The organism is Burkholderia sp. BDU5, from assembly GCF_001522845.1.
Lineage (GTDB): Bacteria > Pseudomonadota > Gammaproteobacteria > Burkholderiales > Burkholderiaceae > Burkholderia > Burkholderia mayonis.
In genome coordinates this window covers 1-18136 of the sequence record NZ_LOWC01000115.1, presented here as the reverse complement: position 1 = coordinate 18136, position 18136 = coordinate 1, and the positions used below count along the sequence as shown (strand labels likewise).

The following is an 18136-nucleotide window of genomic DNA, read 5'->3' as shown; positions in this document are numbered from 1 at the left end:
GGCATCCCGGCCTGCGCACGCGGCCTATCGAACCCAAGCGAAATAGTACGCAATCCAGATTGTCAGCGCGGCGGCTGCGAGCGCCGTATACGGCACCGCGTTCAGCCACGCGCTGCGCGGCGGCACGACGAGCTCCATGTCGCGCTGCATTTGCGCAGGGAAGCGGCCGCGATCCTGCCAGTAGTGGCGATAGACGAACACCGGCACGATCAGCAGCATCGCGATCAGACCGTTGCGCAACGTGCCCGCGCCTTGCAGATCCGCGCCCGCGCCGACGTACACGAGATTCGCATAACCGCAGATCGAGCCGAGCACGAGCAGCCACGTCGGGCAGCGGAACGGCCGCTCCCATTCGCCGCGATCCATCCGATGAATCCAGCCCGACTGCAAATTCAGGAAGACGAACAACATGTAGCAGACGTTCGAGATCGACAGCACCGTCATGTAGTCCGACATCAGCAGCAGCACGAGATTGAAGCCGAGATCGGTCCACATCGCACGCGTCGGCGCGCCGTGCTCGTTCACGTGCGACAGGTACTTCGGCAGCCAGCCGTCGACCGACGCCTGATAGAGCGTGCGCGACGAGCCCATCATCGACGTCATCACGATCAGCAGGATCGACAGCATCAGCATCACGACGACCGCGTTCGCGACCCATGCGCCGCCGCCGACGATGCGCGCCATCGCGGCCGCGACGCCCGTGCCGTCGCCGATGCGCGGATCGAGCATCGCCGCCGTGCCGAGCGCGCCCTGGAACGCCATCGGCACGAGCGTCATCACGATCAGGCACAGCACGCCCGACCAGAAGATCGCCTTTGCGGTGTCGCGGCGCGGATCGCGGAATTCGCGCGTGTAGCAGACGGCCGTTTCGAAGCCGTACGACGCCCACCCCGCCATGAACATCGCGCCGAGCGCCATCACGACGCCCTGCCCGTTCCAGCTGCCGAACGTAGCCGCCGTGAGATTGCCCTGCGCGTCGTGGCCGAGGGGCAAGAGCGGCAGGAGATTCGACATCGGCACATCGCCCGTGACGAACGGCACGATGCCGACGATGAGGAGCGGCGTCAACGACGCGATGCCGAGAATGCGCTGCGTACGTGCGGCTTTCGATGCACCGCTGTGCTGCAGCTTGAACGTGATCAGCAGCAGGATCGTCGCGATCACGAAGGTGGCGTTGACCCGCAGGGTCAGACCGGGCTTGATGAAGCCGAGATCGGCGAGCGTCCATTGCCAGTGCAGGATCGCTGCGTCCGCCGGGAACAGGCTGGTGAGTGCATAGCTTGCTGCGAGGCCGCAACCGAGCGCGAGCATCGGCGACCACGCGAGCCAATTGCACCATACGGAGACCGGAGCGATCAACTTGCTGTATCGCACCCAGCCGATCGCACCGTAAACCGATGCGCCGCCCGATTTATGGGGAAATAGCCCGGAAATTTCCGCATAAGTCGCGCTTTGAATCAATCCCATCGCGATCGCGGCGATCCACACCGCCCACGCGGGTTGGCCGACCGTCGCGCATACGCCGCCGATCGTGAACAGCACGCCCGCAGGCACGCCGCTCGTTACCCAAAATGCGTCCTTCCAACTGAGGCCACGATGCAGCGTGTGGCCTCTTTCTTCATGTGAGATGGTTGCCTCAATGTCGCTGGTGCTGCGCGCGCGCAGTCCTGCCTGACTCATCCAAAATCCTCCGGTGAAGACTCCGCACAAGGGCACATTCTAACAACACTGCGTTGTGCGAGTCGAAAAATGTCAAAAAACCAGCGGAAAAATCCGCTATTTTTGCTAATTAGTTCGGATGCCTTCGAATTTTTCACCACCCGCTCAAGCCCGCGTACGCGGGCCTGAGCAGACGATCTTCACTGCGCGGAGCCGACCCATTCGCCGACGCGATCGCCATGCGCGGCGATCCATGCATCGGCGGCCGCCGCAGGTTTCGATCCGTTCTGGATCGCGAGCATCACGCCGTCGATCTCGCCCGGCTTCCACTGAAACTTCTTCAGGAACGCGACGACCGGCTTCGCTTTCGTTTCGAGTGCCGGATTCACGACGCTGTCGACGTGCTCGGCTTCACCGTAGACCTTTTTCGGATCGTCGAGGAAACGCAGCTTCCACTTCGCGAACATCCAGTGCGGCGCCCAGCCCGTCACGACGACCGGCTTGTTCGCGTGAATCGAGCGCGCGAGCTCCGCAGTCATCGCGCTGCCCGAGCTCGGCATCAGCGAATAGTTCAGGCCATATGCCTTGATCGCGTCGTCGGTTTTGCGCATCACGCCCGCGCCTGCGTCGATGCCGACGACGCGGCCTGCGAAGTCGGCTTTTTCCGCGTTGAGATCTTCGATCGTCTTCGCCTTCACGTAGCTCGGCACGATGAGGCCGATCTTCGCGTCGGGGAAATTGGTGCCGAGATCGACGACCTTCGTCTTGAACTGATCCCAGTACGCGCCCTGCGTGACGGGCAGCCATGCGGACAGCGTCGCGTCGAGATCGCCGCGCGCGACGCCCTGCCACATCACGCCCGCCGCAACCGGCACGAGCTGCACCGGATAGCCTAGCTTCGTCTCGATGATGCGCGCGGCCACGTTCGACGTCGCGACGCTGTCGTCCCAGCCTTCGACGTAGCCGATCTTCAGCGTCGGTTTCGTATCGGCCCGCACCGGCGCGGCGGCGGCGAGCATCATCGACAGCAAGCCGCAGCCCATTAGTTTCACGAGGAATTTCATGATCGATCTCCTTGAGGTTGTCGAAAAGCGAAGGGCCTCTCCAGGTTCTTCAACCACAATTCCCCGGTATCGTTCTTTTGCGACACGTTCTTGCGCATCTGCGACGCGCTCACTTGTCGACGACGAGATCGGACAGCGGCTTGCTGCAGCAGAGCAGCACCATCCCCTGATCGATTTCGCGTTGACGAATGCCGCCGTTGTGCTTCATGTCGACCTCGCCGGACACGAGCTTCACCTTGCAGGTGCCGCACATCCCCTGCGTGCACGACGCGGGCAGGCGCACGCCCGAGCGGCGCGCGGCATCGAGCACGTGCTGATCCGCTCCGCATGCGATCTCGCGGTTGCTCTTCGCGAACGCGACCGTGTATTGGCGCACTTGCGCATCGCTCGCGGCATCGCCCGCCGCATCGACCGACGCCGCGTCGCCGTCGCTCACCTGCGTTTCGCTTTCGGCGGGCGTCTCGAACGAGAAGCTCTCCTCGTGATAGCGGCTGCGATCGAACCCGGCTTCGTCGAGCATGTCGCGCACCGCCTTCATGTACGGCGCGGGTCCGCACGTGAAAATTTCGCGTTCCTGAAAATCCGGCGCGATCAGCTTCAGCATCGGCAGCGACAGGAAGCCCGTCACACCGTGCCAGTTCGTGCGGGCGCCGAGCCGCTCGCAGACGAACGCCGTGCGGAAGTTCGCATGCGTCGACGCGATCAGGTCTAGCTCGCGCGCGAAGATGATGTCGTCCGGCGTGCGCGCACTGTGGACGAACACGATATCGCGATCTTCGGCGAGATCGTGATGCGCGCGGCTCATCGACATCAGCGGCGTGACGCCCGAGCCCGCAGACAGGAATAAGTACTTGCGCGCCGGATGCCGCGCGCACGTGAACTCGCCCGCCGGGCCGAGCACGCGCAGCGGCGCGCCCGGCTGCAGGTTGTCGTGCAGCCAGTTCGACACCTTGCCGCCCGGCACGCGCTTGACCGTGATCGAGATCGTGTGCGGCCGCGCGGGCGACGACGAGATCGTATAGCAGCGGTTGATCGTTTCGCCGTCGATGTCGAGCTCGAGCGTGACGAACTGCCCGGGCTCGAACGAGAACGCGCGCCCCTGTGGCGAGCGAAAGAAGAAGCTCTTCACGTCGTGCGTTTCCTGCCGCACGTGGCAGCAGACGAGCGTCTCCTCGACGTCGCTCGTCCAGCGCTCCGGCAGCGCCTGCCAGAACGCGGGACGCGTCACGCGGCTGTCGGCCGGCTCGAAATTCGCGGCATCTCGCATCATGTTGCGCTCCGTCGGCGTGCTATGCGCCGATATGCGCGGCCAGGCGGCCGACGTACCACTCGCAGAATTTCTCGACGAGTCCCTCGGTGAACGGCGAATACGGGCCCGGCTCGTACGCGGTGCTCGCCGCGCCGCGCTGCGAGAATTCGACGAGCGCGCGATCCTGGTCGTTCGTCGCGTTCCAGACGGCCGTCAGGTTCTTCACGTCATAGTCGATGCCTTCCTTCGCGTCCTTGTGAACGAGCCATTTCGTCCGGACGAGCGTTTCGCCCGCCGACAGCGGAATCACCATGAACGTGACGATGTGGTCGCTCATGAAGTGATGCCATGAATTCGGCTGCGTCCAGAACGATAGTCCGCCGAGGTCCGCGCGACGGAATTCGCCGAGCAGCTTCTTCGACGCGACCTTCGCGTCGAGCGTCTGCGATTCTCCGCTACGATCGAGCGGCAGCCGCTGCGTGCGGAAGCCCGTGACGTCGGTCAGGCGCTCCACTTCGACGGACGGCAGGTTCAATGCTTCCCACTGTGCGGCGCGCTCGACGCAGGTGCGCTCGAACGCAGCCATTCCTTCGGCGTTCGCGGGCGACGGCTGATACCCGAAGCCGTATTCGTACAACGAAATGGTCAGCTCCGGATGGTTCGCGACGCAGTGATAGCACTCGCGATTGTTCTCCATCGTCAGCTTCCAGTTGCCTTTCTCGATGATGTCGACCTGCGCGGCGATCTTCGTGTTCGGCAGATCGTGCGGCAGCAGATACGGCTCCATCGCCGCGCGCATCGTCGCGAAATCGGTCGGCGGCTCGTCGGCGAGGCACACGAACAAGAGTCCCGCGAGATTCTCCAGGTGCACGGGCTTCAGGCTGTGCTTGCAGCGATCGAACTTCTCTCCCATGTGCTCGGCGAACATCAATTGGCCGGTCAGGTTGTACGTCCAGCTGTGATACGGACACACGATGTTGCCGACCGAACCCTTTTCCTCGTTGCACAGGCGCGCGCCGCGATGGCGGCAGACGTTGTGGAACGCGCGAATCTGCATGTCGTCGTCGCGCACGATCAGGATCGAATCGGCGCCGAGCTGAACCGTCACGTAATCGCCGGGCTCGGGCACGTCCGGCTCGACGCCCACCTGAATCCAATGCCGCCGGAAAATCGCGTCCATGTCGAGCGCAAAGATCTCGTCGCTCAGATAGAACGGGGCCTCGAGGCTGTAGCCCGCCTTGCGCCGCGCCACGAGCGCGCGGATGTCTGCCGATACTTTCATCGTGTGCTCCGGATTCCTTGCATCCATGGTGTTGTTGCCGACAGGCATCGTTCAGTAATCGATGAGCTGATGCTCGCGCAAATACGCGAGGATCACTTGTGCTTTTTCGACCGAACTCCCTTCAATTACGACGTTTCCGCCGTGGCTTTCTGTCGTCGTCGCAGACAGCATCCGAGCGTGGCCTGAGCGCTTGTCGGTGGCCGCGAGCTTCACCGGCTTGCGCTCGGCCGCGCGCGTCGTCCATTGCGCGGCATCCGCCGACGCATGCGTCGCGACGTGCGTCGCGCGCACCTCGCCCGCGCGCAGCCGCGCGTATGCGTAGCGCGGCTGTGCGTTCGCGAGCGGATGCACGGCGACGACGGCGGGCAGCGCCGCGTCGACGCGCCGGCGAACGCCTTTCGGCAAGAATTGCCGCAGCGTCGCGCGCCCGGCGTCGACGCTCACGTCGACCGCCGCGCCGGCGAACCGCCAGCCAAGCGCAGCCGCGACGCGGTACGGCAGCATCCCGGTGTCGTACGCGCCTTCGGCGCGCGTGCCGGTGAGCACGAGATCGTGGCCGCGCACGCGTTCGGCGAGCGCAGCGGCCGCATCGTCGCCGGCCGCGCATGCGAGCACTTCGACGCCGGCCGCGCCGAGCGCGAGGTAATCGGCGAGCGCCGGATTGCGCGGGTCGCCCGCATGGATCACGTCCAGGCGCGCGCGATGCTCAGCGGCCAGTGCGCGGCCGATTTCGAGCGCGGCCGCGTCGTTGCGGCTGTAGCGCGACGCGCCAGACACCGGATGGCGCCCGACCGACACGAGCACCGCGATGCTTCCGAGCTTTCGATTTGCATTCATGCTGCGGCTCCCACGTATTCGGTCTCTTGCGATGCGGCGCTCGATCGCACATGCGCGGCGCGAGCGGCGTTCACCTCGTCGATCAGCGCGGCGATCGTCGCCTGTGCATCACCGACGATCGTCAGGTTCGCGCGCTTGGCGATCGGCGCGCTGCCGTCGAGATTCACCGCGATCACGTGGCGGCACTCCTTGATCCCCTGAAGATGCTGGACGGCGCCCGAGATCCCGAACGCGATGTAGACACTCGCATCGACCGTCTTGCCGGTCGCGCCCACCTGCTTGTCGCGCGTGAAGTGGCCGTTGTCGACCGCGACGCGGCTCGCGCCGATTGCCGCGCCGAACGTTGCGGCGAGCGTCTCGAACGCGGCGACGTCGGTCACGCCGTTGCCCGCCGACACGATGAAATCCGCTTCTTCGAGCGCGACCTGCGCGGCGTCGATCTCTTCGAGGCCGAGATCGCGATAGTCGCCGCCGGCGAACGAGCGTGCGTCCGGCGCGCCGTCGAGCGTGCGCTCGCGCGCCGCGCCGACGAACGGCAGCTTCGGCTCGACCGCGTTAGGCGCGAGCAGCACGACGTCGGGCAACGCGCGTGTCGCGAAGCCGCGCTTCGCATCGGCGTACGCACCGACGTGATCCGCCGCGATCTCGACGACGTTCGTCGCGACGCTCGCGTTCGTCGCCGCTGCGTAGCGGCGGCCGAGATCGCCGTCGCCCGTCGCGTTGTCGGGAATGAACAGATGCTGCGGCGACAGCGCGACCGCGCACGCGCGCAGCGCGTCGAGCTCGCGCTCCGGCGCGAACGCTCGGCAGTCGAAGCCGCGCAGCACGATCAGTGTGTCGGCGCCGAGCGCGCCCGCGTCGTCGTTCAGTTCTCCGAACACGACGAGCGCGACTTCGGTTTGCGCATCGGCGAGCAGCGCGGCGGCGGCAAGCGTCTGACGCGCATGGTCGTCGAGCGCGCCGCGCTCGCTGTGCGCGGCAACAAGGAAGACACGCGCAGCTTCCCGCACGACGCGCACCGGCTTCGCGGCCGACGCGCCGTGTGCGTGCGGCGCCCACTGCGCCGCGTCGCCGGATGCACTGCCCGTCTCGCCGAGCGTGATGCGTTTCAGGCCCGCCGCGGTGACGACGAACGGCCGGCGCGGATCGATTCGTTTGAGCGTGGTCATCGGGTCACTCCAGCGAGGCGGCGACGAGTTCGGCGACGTCGAGCACGTCCGGCCGCGGGCCGACGACACCTTCGAGCATCGCGGTGCAGTTCGGACAGCCGACCGCAACGACCTCCGCGCCCACCGCGCGCGCGTCGGCGATGCGGATGTCGGGGATCCGCTGCTTGCCCGGGACGTCCGTGAGCGGTGCGCCGCCGCCACCGCCGCAGCAACGGCCGCGCATCCCATGGCGCTCCATCTCGACGACCTGGATGCCGATCGTCTTCAGCAGCTTGCGCGGCGCTTCCGTCTCGCCGTTGTAGCGGCCGAGATAGCACGGATCGTGATAGGTGATGCGCTTCTCGCGCAGCGCTTCGGCCGCCTGCGGCTTGATCTTCCCGGCCGCAACCAGCTCGGCGACGAAGGTCGTGTGATGCTTGACCGTGTAGCGGCCGCCGAGCGCGCGATACTCGTTGCGCAGGCTGTGCATCACGTGCGGGTCGGCCGTCACGATCTGCTTGAACGACAACGTGCCGAGCGCGCCGATCAGGCGTTTCGCCATCTGCTGGAACGTCGCTTCGTCGCCGAGCCGGCGCGCGACGTCGCCCGTGTCCGTTTCCGCGCGGCCAAACACCGCGTAATCGACGCCCGCGTGATTCAGCACTTTCACGAGCGCGCGCAGCGTGCGCTGATAACGCATGTCGAATGCGCCTTCGCCGGCGACGATCAGGACATCGACAGGACGCCCCGGCTGCGCGACGGGCGCGCTCAGGTCGACTGACCAGTCGTAGCGCGCGGCGGTGTCGTAGCCGCCCATCGTGCCCGTCTCGCGCAGATTCGCGAGCACGTCCGCGCCCTTGCCGGGTACTGCGCCGTGCACGAGCGTCTGGTTGCGACGCATGTCGACGATCGCGTCGACGTGCTCGATCAGCATCGGGCACTCCTGTACGCAGGCGCGGCACGTCGTGCACGACCACAGCGTGTCGGCCTCGATCAGCGAAGACACGATCAGACGCTGCGGATCGCCGCCGTGCTGGCCGACCGGAATCCCGGGCGTCGGGCTGCCCGCGTACGCCGCGTCGGTGCCGCCCGCCATCCCGACCACGAGATCCTGGATCAGCTTCTTCGGATTGAGCGGCTGGCCGGACGCGAACGCGGGACACGCGGCTTCGCACTTGCCGCACTGCACGCACGCATCGAAGCTCAGCAGCTGATTCCAGCGGAATTCGGCCGGCTTCGCGACGCCGTACTCGTCATGCTCGACATCGGACGGCTTCAGCGCGGTCGGCGGCATCGCGACGCCGTTGTCGGCGTACGGCTCGCGCGTCGCCGCAAAGCGCTCCTGACGCGGATGGAACGCGAGATGCAGCAGACCCGCGATCGCATGCTTCATCGGCCCGCCCTTCGCCGCGCCGACCGTCATCGCAAACGCGCCGACGCCGATCAGCACCGCGCACAACACCGCGAACGCGCCCGACATCGCGGCGGTCGGCACGAGCATGAACAGCACGAGACCGAGCGCGAACGCGCCGAGCAGCCAGGGCAGCGTATTCCACGGGCCGCGCGACAAACGCGCGGGCACGTTCTTCGCATGACGACGGCGCCACACGAACACCGCGCCGACGAGCATCGCGAGCGCCGCGACAAAGATCAGCTTGTCGAGCCACGGCGAATAGATCGCGAGCCCGTAGTTGACGAACACGAGCGCGAGCGCGGCGATCCCGCCGCCCGCCGTCGCGACGTGTGTCTTCGCGATATACGGATCGCGCGCGACGACGTGATGCAGATCGACGAAATAACGCTTCGGAATCGCAAACAGATTCGCGAGCCCGAACACGCCGGGTGCGGTCGCGCGGCCGAGCCGCCAGTACGACGAACGCTTCGCGACGGCGAACGCGAGGCCCGCGACCGACAGCCACAGCAACGCGGTAATCAGAAAGGCCGGATTCATCGTCAGAAATCCTTCACGAGACGCAGCGCGTCGTAGATCGCACCATGGATGTTGTGCATCGAAATACAGTCGCCGACGCGGAACAGCAGGAAGCGGCCGTTGCCGAGCGCCTCGGACAGGCACGGCTGCGGCTCGGCGGCGAACAGCTTGTGCACGTCGATCTGGCCGCGATTGACCGATTCCGGCTTCAGCTTCCAGTACAGCGCGTCGTTCGGCGTGACGCCGTTCTCGATCACGACCTGATCGACCGCACGCTCCTCCTGCTCCTCCGTGTATTCGTTGCGCAGCACCGCGATCTTCCTGCCGTCCTCTTCATAGACGCGATCGAGCCAGTAGTTCGGCGTGTGGATCACGCCCTGCGCATAGAGACGCCGGTAAAAGATCGGGAATGTCGTGCCGCCGCAGTCGTCGGCGACCTTCACGTCCGGCGTGACGATCTCGACCTTCGAGCCGCGGCTCGAGATGAAATCGGCGACGCCCGCGCCCGCATGCGTGCTGACGCCGTCGTAGACGAGCACGTTCTGCTTCGGCTCGACGCGGCCCGACAGGATGTCCCACGAACTGACCGCGAGTCCTTCGGCGACGCCCCAAGCCGGCACCTGCTGCGTGAAGCTCGAACCGCCCGTCGCGAGCACGATGATGTCCGGCTTTTCGGCCATGATCATCTTCTCGTCCGCTTCGACGCCGAGACGCCGATCGACGCCGAGACGCTTCGTCTCCATGTCGAACCAGCGCACGATGCCCGCCATCTGCTCGCGCTGCGGCGCCTTTGCGGCGAGCATGATCTGTCCGCCGACTTCATGATGCTTCTCGAACAGCACGACGTCATGGCCGCGCGAACGCGCGACGCGGGCCGCTTCGAGTCCGGCCGGCCCCGCGCCGACCACGGCGACCTTGCGCTTCGGCCCGCGCGACTTCTCGATCACGTGCGGCATCGTCGCCTCGCGCGACGTCGCCGCGTTCTGCACGCACAGCACGTCGAGGCCGTTGTACTGGCGGTCGATGCAATAGTTCGCGCCGACGCACTGCTTGATCTCGTCCTCGCGTCCGTCGCGGATCTTGATGACCATGTGCGGATCGGCGATCTGCGCGCGCGTCATGCCGACGAGATCGACCATCCCGTTCGCGAGCAGGCGCTCGGCCTGACCGGCATCGCGAATGCTCTGCGCGTGCATCACCGGAATCTTGACGACCGACTTGATGCCCGCCGCGAGATGCACGAACGGCTCGGGCGGCAGCGCCATCGGCGGCATGCAGTTCGCGAGCGTGTTGTGCGTGTCCGCGCCCGAGCCGATCACGCCGAGGTAATCGATCAAGCCCGTCTCGGACATCGCCTGCGCGATCTCTTTCAATTGCTCGTGATCGAGGCCGTCTTCATGGAACTCGTCGCCGCACATCCGCAGTCCGACGCAAAAATCGCGGCCGACCGCCTCGCGCACCGCCTTCAGCACTTCGACGCCGAAGCGCAGCCGGTTCTCGAGGCTGCCGCCCCATTCGTCAGTACGGAAGTTCGTCCGCGGGCTCCAGAACTGGTCGATCAGATGCTGGTGCGCGGCCGAGATCTCGATGCCGTCCATCCCCGCATCCTTTACGCGCTTCGCGGCCGCGGCGAAATCGCCGATGATCCGGCGGATTTCCTCGACCTCGATGATCTTAGCGTTGCCGCGGTGCACCGGCTCGCGCACGCCCGACGGCGACATCAGGTGCGGCCAGTGCTCGCCGTGAAAGGCGGAGCGTCGGCCCATGTGCGTCGCCTGGATCATGATCTTCGCGCCGTGCCGATGCATCGCTTCGGCAAGCCGCGACAGCGGATCGACGATCTTGTCGGTCGACAGGTTCACCGATTTCCACCAGCCCTGCGGGCTGTCGATCGATACCGGGCTCGACCCGCCGCACACGGCGAGGCCGACCCCGCCCTTCGCCTTTTCCTCGTAGTAGCGAATGTAGCGATCGCCGGGCAGCCCGCCCGGTTCCGCGTACACCTCCGCGTGCGCGGTGCTGACGATCCGGTTGCGCAGCGTGAGCTGGTTCAGCGTCAAGGGTTTGAACAGATGGGGATAGCGCATCGCGGGCGACCTCTGGCGTTCTCGTAAGCGTGACGTTGGCGTGGTGGATGTCGTGTCAGTGCGAAAGCGGCGACACTTCGAACACGCAATGGTCGTGGCCTTCGGCCGCGCATTGCGCTTCCTTCGATTGCGCGCGCGGCGCGCCCGAGCCTGCCCGCGCCGTGTCGTTGACCCAGTCCATCGCGCCCGCGAACCAGCCGGCGAACATGTAGCAGAGCTTGCCTTCCTTGCCCGGCTGCGCGAGCACGAACGACGAGTGGCGCAGTTCGATCTTCGCGCGCGCGTTCGCCGGATCGGCCTCGATGATCGAGAACAGCCCCCAGCCGCGCTGCGACAGGCGCTTCAGGTAATGCTCGAACACCGCCATGCCGGCGATCCCGTGCTGCTTCGCCTCCTTGTCGCACCAGTGGTACGCCGACTTGTAGCCGGCCTGGTAGAGAATGTCCGCGTAGACATCGCGGCCGAGCGCCGCTTCCACCGCCGTATGGTTGTTCGTGAAGAAATGGCGCGGCACGTACAGCATCGGCAGCGCATCGGTGGTCCAGACGCCGGTGTTCGGATCGACGTCGATCGGCAGTTGCGGTTGCATCGTGTGACTCCGTGGGGTAAAACGCGCGGCGTCTTCGCGCACGCGCGGCATCGTCCGCGCGCCGTCGCTCGTCGAGCGGGCGCGTTCTGAATCGAATCGGTTGAAAGCGAAGAAAGCGGACGTCTACGCGCCCCAGACCTCCTTGAACACGCGCACCCAGTTCTCGCCCATGATCTTGCGGATGCGCGACGCTTTCCAGCCGGCGCGCTCCATTGCGGCCGTCAGGTTCGGGAATTCGCCGATCGTACGGATTCCTTCCGGGTTCACGACCTTGCCGAAATTCGTGAGCCGGCGGTATCGGCCCTTGTCGTGCGTGAGCCAGTCGAAGAAATCGACGCTGAAGCCTTGCGTGAAGTCGGTGCCGATGCCAACCGCATCCTCGCCGATCAGGTTCACGACGTAATCGATCGCTTCGATGTAGTCGTCGATCGTCGCGTCGATCCCGCGCTTCAGGAACGGCGCGAACATCGTCACGCCGACGAAGCCGCCCGCATCGGCGATCTCCTTCAGTTGCGCGTCGCTCTTGTTGCGCGGATGCTCTTTCAGGCCGGACGGCAGGCAGTGCGAATAGCAGACGGGCTTCTTCGAGAACGCGATCGCCTCCGACGATGTGTTGCCGCCGACGTGCGACAGATCGACCATGATCCCGACGCGGTTCATCTCGGTGATCACTTCTCGGCCGAAGTCCGACAATCCGCCGTCGCGTTCGTAGCAGCCGGTGCCGACGAGATTCTGCGTGTTGTAGCAGAGCTGAACGACGCGCACGCCCATGTCGGCGAACGCCTCGACATAGCCGAGGTTGTCCTCGAACGCATGCGCGTTCTGGAAGCCGAGGATCACGCCCGTCTTGCCTTCCCGCTTCGCGCGGAAGATGTCGTCGGTCGTGCGCACGAGCGTCAGCAGTTCGCCGTTGTCGCGGATCTGCTTCTTCATCAGCGCGATGTTGTCGACCGTCTTCGTGAAGTTCTCCCACACGGACACCGTGCAGTTCGCGGCCGTCACGCCGCCTTGATGCATGTCTTCGAACACCGAGCGTTCGAATTTCGAAATGTTCAGGCCATCGATGATGATGCTGTCCTGATGCAGCGTGCTCATGGATTCTCCAGTCTGGTCTGCGCGTGGGTCGGTCGTCGTGCTGAGGCGCGGCGCTCAGTAAATCGGGAAGCGCTCGCAGAGCGCGAAGATCTCGCGGCGCACGCGCTGTTCGGTCGCGCGGTCGCCTTCCGGGTTCGCGCGCAGCGCGTCGAACACCTCGAGAATCAGCCGGCCGACCTCGCGGAACTCCGCGACGCCGAAGCCGCGCGTCGTGCCGGCCGGCGTGCCGAGGCGGATGCCCGACGTGATCGTCGGCTTCTCGGTATCGAACGGGATGCCGTTCTTGTTGCAGGTGATGCCCGCCCGCTCGAGCGCCTGCTCGACCTGCGCGCCCTTCAGGCCCTTCGGACGCAGATCGACGAGCAGCAGATGGTTGTCGGTGCCGCCCGTCACGAGATCGACGCCTCCCGCCTTCAGCACTTCGCCGAGCGCCTGCGCGTTCGCGAGCACGTGGTCGATGTAGGTCTTGAAGTCGTCGGCCAGCACCTCGCCGAACGCGACCGCCTTGCCGGCGATCACGTGCATCAGCGGACCGCCCTGCAGGCCGGGGAACACCGCCGAGTTGATCTTCTTCGCGATGTCTTCGTCGTTCGTCAGCACGAAGCCGCCGCGCGGTCCGCGCAGCGTCTTGTGCGTCGTCGACGTGACGACGTGCGCGTGCTCGACCGGATTCGCGTGGCGGCCCGCGGCGATCACGCCGGCGATGTGCGCCATGTCGACCATCAGCTTCGCGCCGACCGAATCGGCGATCGCGCGAAAGCGTGCGAAGTCGAGCTTGCGCGGATACGCGGAGAAGCCCGCGATGATGAGACTCGGCTTGTGCTGCTGCGCGAGCTCCTCGATCTGGTCGTAATCGATCAGCATCGTGTCGCGGTTTACGCCGTACTGGACCGCGTTGAACCACTTGCCTGACAGCGCCGGCTTCGCGCCGTGCGTCAGGTGCCCGCCCGCGTCGAGCGACATGCCGAGCACCGTATCGCCCGGCTTCGCGAGCGCGAGCATCACCGAGCCGTTCGCCTGCGCGCCGGAGTGCGGCTGCACGTTCGCATAGCCGGCGTTGAAGATCCGCTTCACGCGATCGATCGCGAGCGCCTCGACTTCGTCCGCGAATTCGCAGCCGCCGTAATAGCGCTTGCCCGAATAGCCTTCCGCATACTTGTTCGTCAGCACCGAGCCCTGCGCCTCGAGCACCGCGCGCGACACGATGTTCTCCGACGCGATCAGCTCGACTTGCGACTGCTGCCGCTCGAGTTCCTTGAGGATCGCGCCGCGCACGGACGCGTCACGCTCGGCGAGCGATTGCGAGAAGAAAGGATTGGCGTTCGACATAGGGCGTCTCGTCACTGGATTTTGAGGGGCGCCGGGGCGGGCTCGAAGGCCCGCCGCACGGCGTTTGGGCGTCCCGCCGCAGCGGCTGCCGACGGCTCTATTCTTGTCGTTCGGATTTTTCGCCGATTGATGAATTCAGACGCTTTCTTTCCCTTTTCCGACATGTTCGTCACTTTTGAACAAGTGACCGATCGTGCGTTTTTTGCGTCGGCGGTCCCGGGCTCCCGCACGCCGTCCGGCACTGGCGAGGTGCCGCCGCTGCACCCGCGCTGCGCAGCCGCTCCCGGTTGCGGTGCGGTGCAGCGAAACACAGCCGACAGGCAATCGCGCCGATCTAGGGTTTAGCCGTATGGCACGCTTGTTGCGCTCGATTTCACAATACGCAAGCCGAGCGCCCCGGCTGCATCAAGACCAGATTCAAGGAACGCCTCCCCATGTCGCCCGACCGCACCGCGTCGCTGTCTCATTTCGCGTTCATGCCGCTGCCCAATTTCACGATGATCGCGTTCACGAACGCGATCGAAGTGCTCAGGATGGCCAACTACCTGAGCGGGCAGCCGCTGTACCGCTGGTCGATCATCAGCCCGGAGGGCGGCTCGGTCAGCGCGAGCAACGGGCTCTCGGTCGACACCGGCCCGGCCGATTGCGCCGGGCAGCCGGACATCGTGTTCGTCTGCGGCGGCGTCGACGTGCAGCACGCGACGCGCCCCGAGCATCTCGCGGCGCTGCGCCGCTTCGCGCGCGCGGGCGTCGCGCTCGGCAGCCTGTGCACCGGCACCTACGCGCTCGCGAAGGCGGGCCTCCTCGCCGGCTATGCATGCGCGATCCATTGGGAGAATCTCTCCGCGCTGAAGGAAGAATTTCCGGACACCCGCTTCCTGAAAGAACTGTTCGTGATCGACCGCGACCGCGTGACCTGCACGGGCGGCGTCGCGCCGCTCGACATGATGCTGAACCTGATCGCCGCACGAATCGGCACCGCACGCGTCACGCAGATCGCCGAGCAATTCATCGTCGAGCACGTGCGCGACACGAGCGCGCAGCAGCGGATGCCGCTCGTCGCGCGGCTCGGGTCCGCGAACAAGTCGCTGTTCGAAGTGATTTCGCTGATGGAGAACAACATCGAAGAGCCGCTGTCGCGCGAAGAGCTCGCGCGGCTCGCGAACATGTCGCAGCGGCAGTTGCAGCGCCTCTTCCGCGAGCATCTCGGGATGACGCCGACGCATTACTACCTGATGCTGCGCCTGCGCCGCGCGCGCGAGCTGCTGCTGCAGACCGATATGTCGATCATGCACATCACGATGGCGTGCGGCTTTCAGTCCGCGTGCCACTTCAGCAAGAGCTATCGCGACGCGTTCGGCACCGCGCCGACGCGCGAGCGCCGCAAGCAGGTTGCGCCGCTCGCGCAACCTGCGATGGCGAGTGGCGCGCCCGTGCCGTCGATGTTGCTGCACGCCTGAGCGCGCCGCGCGACCGTTGCGGCGCGCGTCTGCTTCGCATGCTTCGGAACCCGAAACGAACGGCCCGCCGGGTCCCCAGACCGGCGGGCCGTGCTGGTTTTCCGGCGCGGCGCCGATCGCGCCGCGCCTGCGCGTGCATCAGGCGGCGTTCAGCATGCCGTGCGGATCGATGACGAACTTGCGCGGCGCGCCGCCGTCGAACTTCTTGTAGCCCTCCGGCGCCTGGTCGAGCGAGATCACCGACACGTTGACGATCTTCGCGATCGGCAGCCGGTCGAACAGGATCGCCTGCATCAGGTTGCGGTTGTACTTCAGCACCGGCGTCTGGCCCGTGAAGAACGTATGCGACTTCGCCCAGCCGAGGCCGAAGCGGATGCTCAGGCTGCCGTGCTGCGCGGCCTTGTCCTTCGCACCCGGATCGTCCGTCACGTACAGGCCCGGAATGCCAATCGCGCCGGCGGGCCGCGTGATTTCCATCAGCGAATTCAGCACCGTCGCGGGCGCCTCCTCCGCGTGGCCGGACGAGCCGTGACCGTGCGCCTCGAAGCCGACGCAGTCGACCGCGCAATCGATCTCCGGCTTGCCGAGGATCTGCTCGATCTGCTCGCCGAGCGTCGCGTCCTTCGACAGATCGACGACCTCGAAGCCCATCGCCTTCGCATGCGCTAGACGCTCGGCGTTCATGTCGCCGACGATCGTGCAGGCGGCGCCGAGCAGGCGCGCCGACGCGGCGGCCGCCATCCCGACGGGGCCCGCGCCCGCGACGTAGACGGTCGAGCCGGGCTTCACGCCGGCCGACACCGCGCCGTGATAGCCCGTCGGCAGGATGTCGGACAGGCACGTGAGATCGCGGATCTTCGCCATCGCCTGATCGCGGTCGGGGAATTTCAGCAGGTTGAAGTCAGCGTACGGAACGAGCACGTATTCGGCCTGGCCGCCGATCCAGCCGCCCATGTCGACATAGCCGTACGCGCCGCCCGCGCGCGACGGGTTCACGTTCAGACACACGCCCGTGTGCTGCTCCCTGCACATCGCGCAGCGGCCGCACGCGACGTTGAACGGCACCGACACGAGATCGCCGATCTTCAGCGTCTCGACGTCGCGGCCGGCCTCGATCACCTCGCCCGTGATCTCGTGACCGAGCACGAGCCCGACGGGCGCCGTCGTGCGGCCGCGCACCATGTGCTGATCGGAGCCGCAGATATTCGTGCTGACCACCTTCAAGATCACGCCGTGGCCGATCGCGCGGCCGCTCGGATCGACCATCTTCGGATAGTCGATCTTTTGCACCTCGACCTTGCCCGGTCCCTGATACACGACACCTCGGTTGCTGCTCATCGCATTGTCTCCATGTCTCGTTGGCGGTGCGCCGCGCGTCGCCCGGGCCGCGCGTTCGGGCGCGTCGGACGGGCTTGCAGCGAGCTTTTCGAGGGTAGTCCGCGAGCCGGGGGGCCGAGCGTCCAAAAACCGACATCGGCTTGACTGCGGCCGACATCGAACGAAGCGGCGATGGTGGCAAGGGTGTCGACGGCGGTGCGGCGTTGCGCGCACAGGGCGTCGCGCAGTGCAGCGTGCGGCCACGCGTGGATGGGCCGCGCCCCCGCCCCGCGTCAGGCCGCGCATCAACCGCGTGCCGGCCCGTCCGTATCGCCCGGCTCGACGACGGGCGACGCGAGCCGATGCGCGACACCGGCCGGATCCGCGATGATGCCGACCATCAGCTCGGCGGCGATCGCCCGGCCTGATGCGTACCCGGTCGGCTGCAGCACCGTGGCCGCCCGGTGCTGAAACACGATGTCGCGCGGCTCACTGTCGTGCGCGACAAGCCGAGCGCCTCCGACAGCGCTTTCAGATTCACCTTCACGATCTCCCCTCGAACGGGCTCCATCCGTTCGGCCGGCGACCGCGCCGGTCATCGTTTCTCGAAACCAGTTTGAATATTCGGCACAGAGCAAGTTTCCCTCACGAACTTGCCGATTCTCGATATCGAAACGCACTCGCTCGCCGCGCTCAAGGAAAGCACCGAACAGTGGAAACTGCTGGAGGTCGAATCTGCGAAGGACACGCACCTGCTTCGTCAGCGACTCGGCCAATCCCGCGGAAATATCCGGCAAGGACTGGGGCTGGTTGCATTTCAACCTCAACGCACGCGCTCGATCGAACCGGATGCGCAACCGCCCGCGATGCGGAGATTGTGACGAAAAACGCGCGCCGCAGCTTGAGCCGACATTCGCACTGCGTCACTGCGTCGCTCCAAAGCCGGCGCGACAAGGTACTCGCCAGTTGTCGTCTCGAAACTTGACGACGTGGGGTGAATCGTGAACGTCATCGCGATGGGCCCGACGCGCATCCATCGCTCGCCCGATCGATCGACGCCCGCAACGCCGGTTCACCTCCCCCCGTCATT

At 66.1% G+C, this 18136-nt stretch carries 14 protein-coding genes and 1 pseudogene; 2 read left to right on the top strand and 13 right to left on the bottom strand.

All coding sequences use genetic code 11. The features are described 5' to 3' along the window. Positions 1 to 24: 24 nt before the first annotated feature. From WS69_RS18270 to WS69_RS18220, 11 genes are all read right to left on the bottom strand, one after another. Positions 25 to 1680, bottom strand: coding sequence for an APC family permease (locus WS69_RS18270; protein WP_059472134.1), 1656 nt, complete (start codon positions 1678 to 1680; stop codon positions 25 to 27). Positions 1681 to 1859: 179 nt separating this feature from the next. After that, the gene (locus WS69_RS18265; protein WP_059472133.1) at positions 1860 to 2723 is read right to left on the bottom strand and encodes a glycine betaine ABC transporter substrate-binding protein; all 864 of its coding nucleotides are present in this window, start codon (positions 2721 to 2723) and stop codon (positions 1860 to 1862) included. A gap of 109 nt (positions 2724 to 2832) precedes the next feature. Beyond that, positions 2833 to 3993, bottom strand: a complete 1161-nt coding sequence (locus tag WS69_RS18260) for a hybrid-cluster NAD(P)-dependent oxidoreductase (RefSeq protein WP_059472132.1) — start codon at positions 3991 to 3993, stop codon at positions 2833 to 2835. 19 nt (positions 3994 to 4012) lie between these two features. Further along, positions 4013 to 5281 (bottom strand): aromatic ring-hydroxylating oxygenase subunit alpha, encoded by a 1269-nt coding sequence (locus tag WS69_RS18255; RefSeq protein ID WP_108034029.1) that lies wholly within the window; start codon positions 5279 to 5281, stop codon positions 4013 to 4015. Between the two features lie 24 nt (positions 5282 to 5305). Beyond that, on the bottom strand, positions 5306 to 6091 hold the full coding sequence (locus WS69_RS18250) for a drug:proton antiporter (RefSeq protein ID WP_059472131.1): 786 nt from the start codon (positions 6089 to 6091) through the stop codon (positions 5306 to 5308). Beyond that, complete coding sequence (locus tag WS69_RS18245; protein ID WP_059472130.1) at positions 6088 to 7260, bottom strand: electron transfer flavoprotein subunit alpha/FixB family protein; 1173 nt, start codon at positions 7258 to 7260, stop codon at positions 6088 to 6090. Before WS69_RS18245 ends, WS69_RS18250 begins: the two co-directional genes overlap by 4 nt. A gap of 4 nt (positions 7261 to 7264) precedes the next feature. Next, positions 7265 to 9190, bottom strand: a complete 1926-nt coding sequence (locus WS69_RS18240; RefSeq protein WP_059472129.1) for a (Fe-S)-binding protein — start codon at positions 9188 to 9190, stop codon at positions 7265 to 7267. Positions 9191 to 9192: 2 nt separating this feature from the next. Further along, the gene (locus tag WS69_RS18235) at positions 9193 to 11256 is read right to left on the bottom strand and encodes an NADH:flavin oxidoreductase (RefSeq protein ID WP_059472128.1); all 2064 of its coding nucleotides are present in this window, start codon (positions 11254 to 11256) and stop codon (positions 9193 to 9195) included. Positions 11257 to 11311: 55 nt separating this feature from the next. Next, entirely contained in the window at positions 11312 to 11845 is a 534-nt protein-coding gene (locus tag WS69_RS18230; RefSeq protein ID WP_059472127.1) for a DUF5943 domain-containing protein, read from the bottom strand. Between the two features lie 123 nt (positions 11846 to 11968). Next, on the bottom strand, positions 11969 to 12940 hold the full coding sequence (locus tag WS69_RS18225; RefSeq protein WP_059472126.1) for a dipeptidase: 972 nt from the start codon (positions 12938 to 12940) through the stop codon (positions 11969 to 11971). Positions 12941 to 12994: 54 nt separating this feature from the next. Beyond that, positions 12995 to 14269, bottom strand: coding sequence for a serine hydroxymethyltransferase (locus tag WS69_RS18220; protein WP_059472125.1), 1275 nt, complete (start codon positions 14267 to 14269; stop codon positions 12995 to 12997). Positions 14270 to 14703: 434 nt separating this feature from the next. Between WS69_RS18220 and WS69_RS18215 the strand changes: the two genes are divergently transcribed. Next, positions 14704 to 15729, top strand: coding sequence for a GlxA family transcriptional regulator (locus WS69_RS18215; protein WP_059472124.1), 1026 nt, complete (start codon positions 14704 to 14706; stop codon positions 15727 to 15729). A 138-nt stretch (positions 15730 to 15867) separates the two neighbouring features. Here the strand turns inward: WS69_RS18215 and fdhA are convergent, their stop codons facing one another. Beyond that, complete coding sequence (gene fdhA / locus WS69_RS18210; RefSeq protein ID WP_059472123.1) at positions 15868 to 17067, bottom strand: formaldehyde dehydrogenase, glutathione-independent; 1200 nt, start codon at positions 17065 to 17067, stop codon at positions 15868 to 15870. A gap of 284 nt (positions 17068 to 17351) precedes the next feature. Beyond that, positions 17352 to 17522 (bottom strand): annotated as a pseudogene (locus tag WS69_RS31435) (LacI family transcriptional regulator); the annotation flags it as partial. Between the two features lie 177 nt (positions 17523 to 17699). On the opposite strand from WS69_RS31435, the gene WS69_RS35685 reads away from it, so the two are divergent. Further along, entirely contained in the window at positions 17700 to 17927 is a 228-nt protein-coding gene (locus WS69_RS35685; protein ID WP_059472122.1) for a hypothetical protein, read from the top strand. Positions 17928 to 18136 lie beyond the last annotated feature (209 nt).

Coding starts and splice junctions, on each gene's coding strand:
- WS69_RS18270 (WP_059472134.1), bottom strand. CDS start 1,680: ATGAGTCAGGCAGGACTGCGCGCGCGCAGCACCAGCGACATTGAGGCA.
- WS69_RS18265 (WP_059472133.1), bottom strand. CDS start 2,723: ATGAAATTCCTCGTGAAACTAATGGGCTGCGGCTTGCTGTCGATGATG.
- WS69_RS18260 (WP_059472132.1), bottom strand. CDS start 3,993: ATGATGCGAGATGCCGCGAATTTCGAGCCGGCCGACAGCCGCGTGACG.
- WS69_RS18255 (WP_108034029.1), bottom strand. CDS start 5,281: ATGGATGCAAGGAATCCGGAGCACACGATGAAAGTATCGGCAGACATC.
- WS69_RS18250 (WP_059472131.1), bottom strand. CDS start 6,091: ATGAATGCAAATCGAAAGCTCGGAAGCATCGCGGTGCTCGTGTCGGTC.
- WS69_RS18245 (WP_059472130.1), bottom strand. CDS start 7,260: ATGACCACGCTCAAACGAATCGATCCGCGCCGGCCGTTCGTCGTCACC.
- WS69_RS18240 (WP_059472129.1), bottom strand. CDS start 9,190: ATGAATCCGGCCTTTCTGATTACCGCGTTGCTGTGGCTGTCGGTCGCG.
- WS69_RS18235 (WP_059472128.1), bottom strand. CDS start 11,256: ATGCGCTATCCCCATCTGTTCAAACCCTTGACGCTGAACCAGCTCACG.
- WS69_RS18230 (WP_059472127.1), bottom strand. CDS start 11,845: ATGCAACCGCAACTGCCGATCGACGTCGATCCGAACACCGGCGTCTGG.
- WS69_RS18225 (WP_059472126.1), bottom strand. CDS start 12,940: ATGAGCACGCTGCATCAGGACAGCATCATCATCGATGGCCTGAACATT.
- WS69_RS18220 (WP_059472125.1), bottom strand. CDS start 14,269: ATGTCGAACGCCAATCCTTTCTTCTCGCAATCGCTCGCCGAGCGTGAC.
- WS69_RS18215 (WP_059472124.1), top strand. CDS start 14,704: ATGTCGCCCGACCGCACCGCGTCGCTGTCTCATTTCGCGTTCATGCCG.
- fdhA (WP_059472123.1), bottom strand. CDS start 17,067: ATGAGCAGCAACCGAGGTGTCGTGTATCAGGGACCGGGCAAGGTCGAG.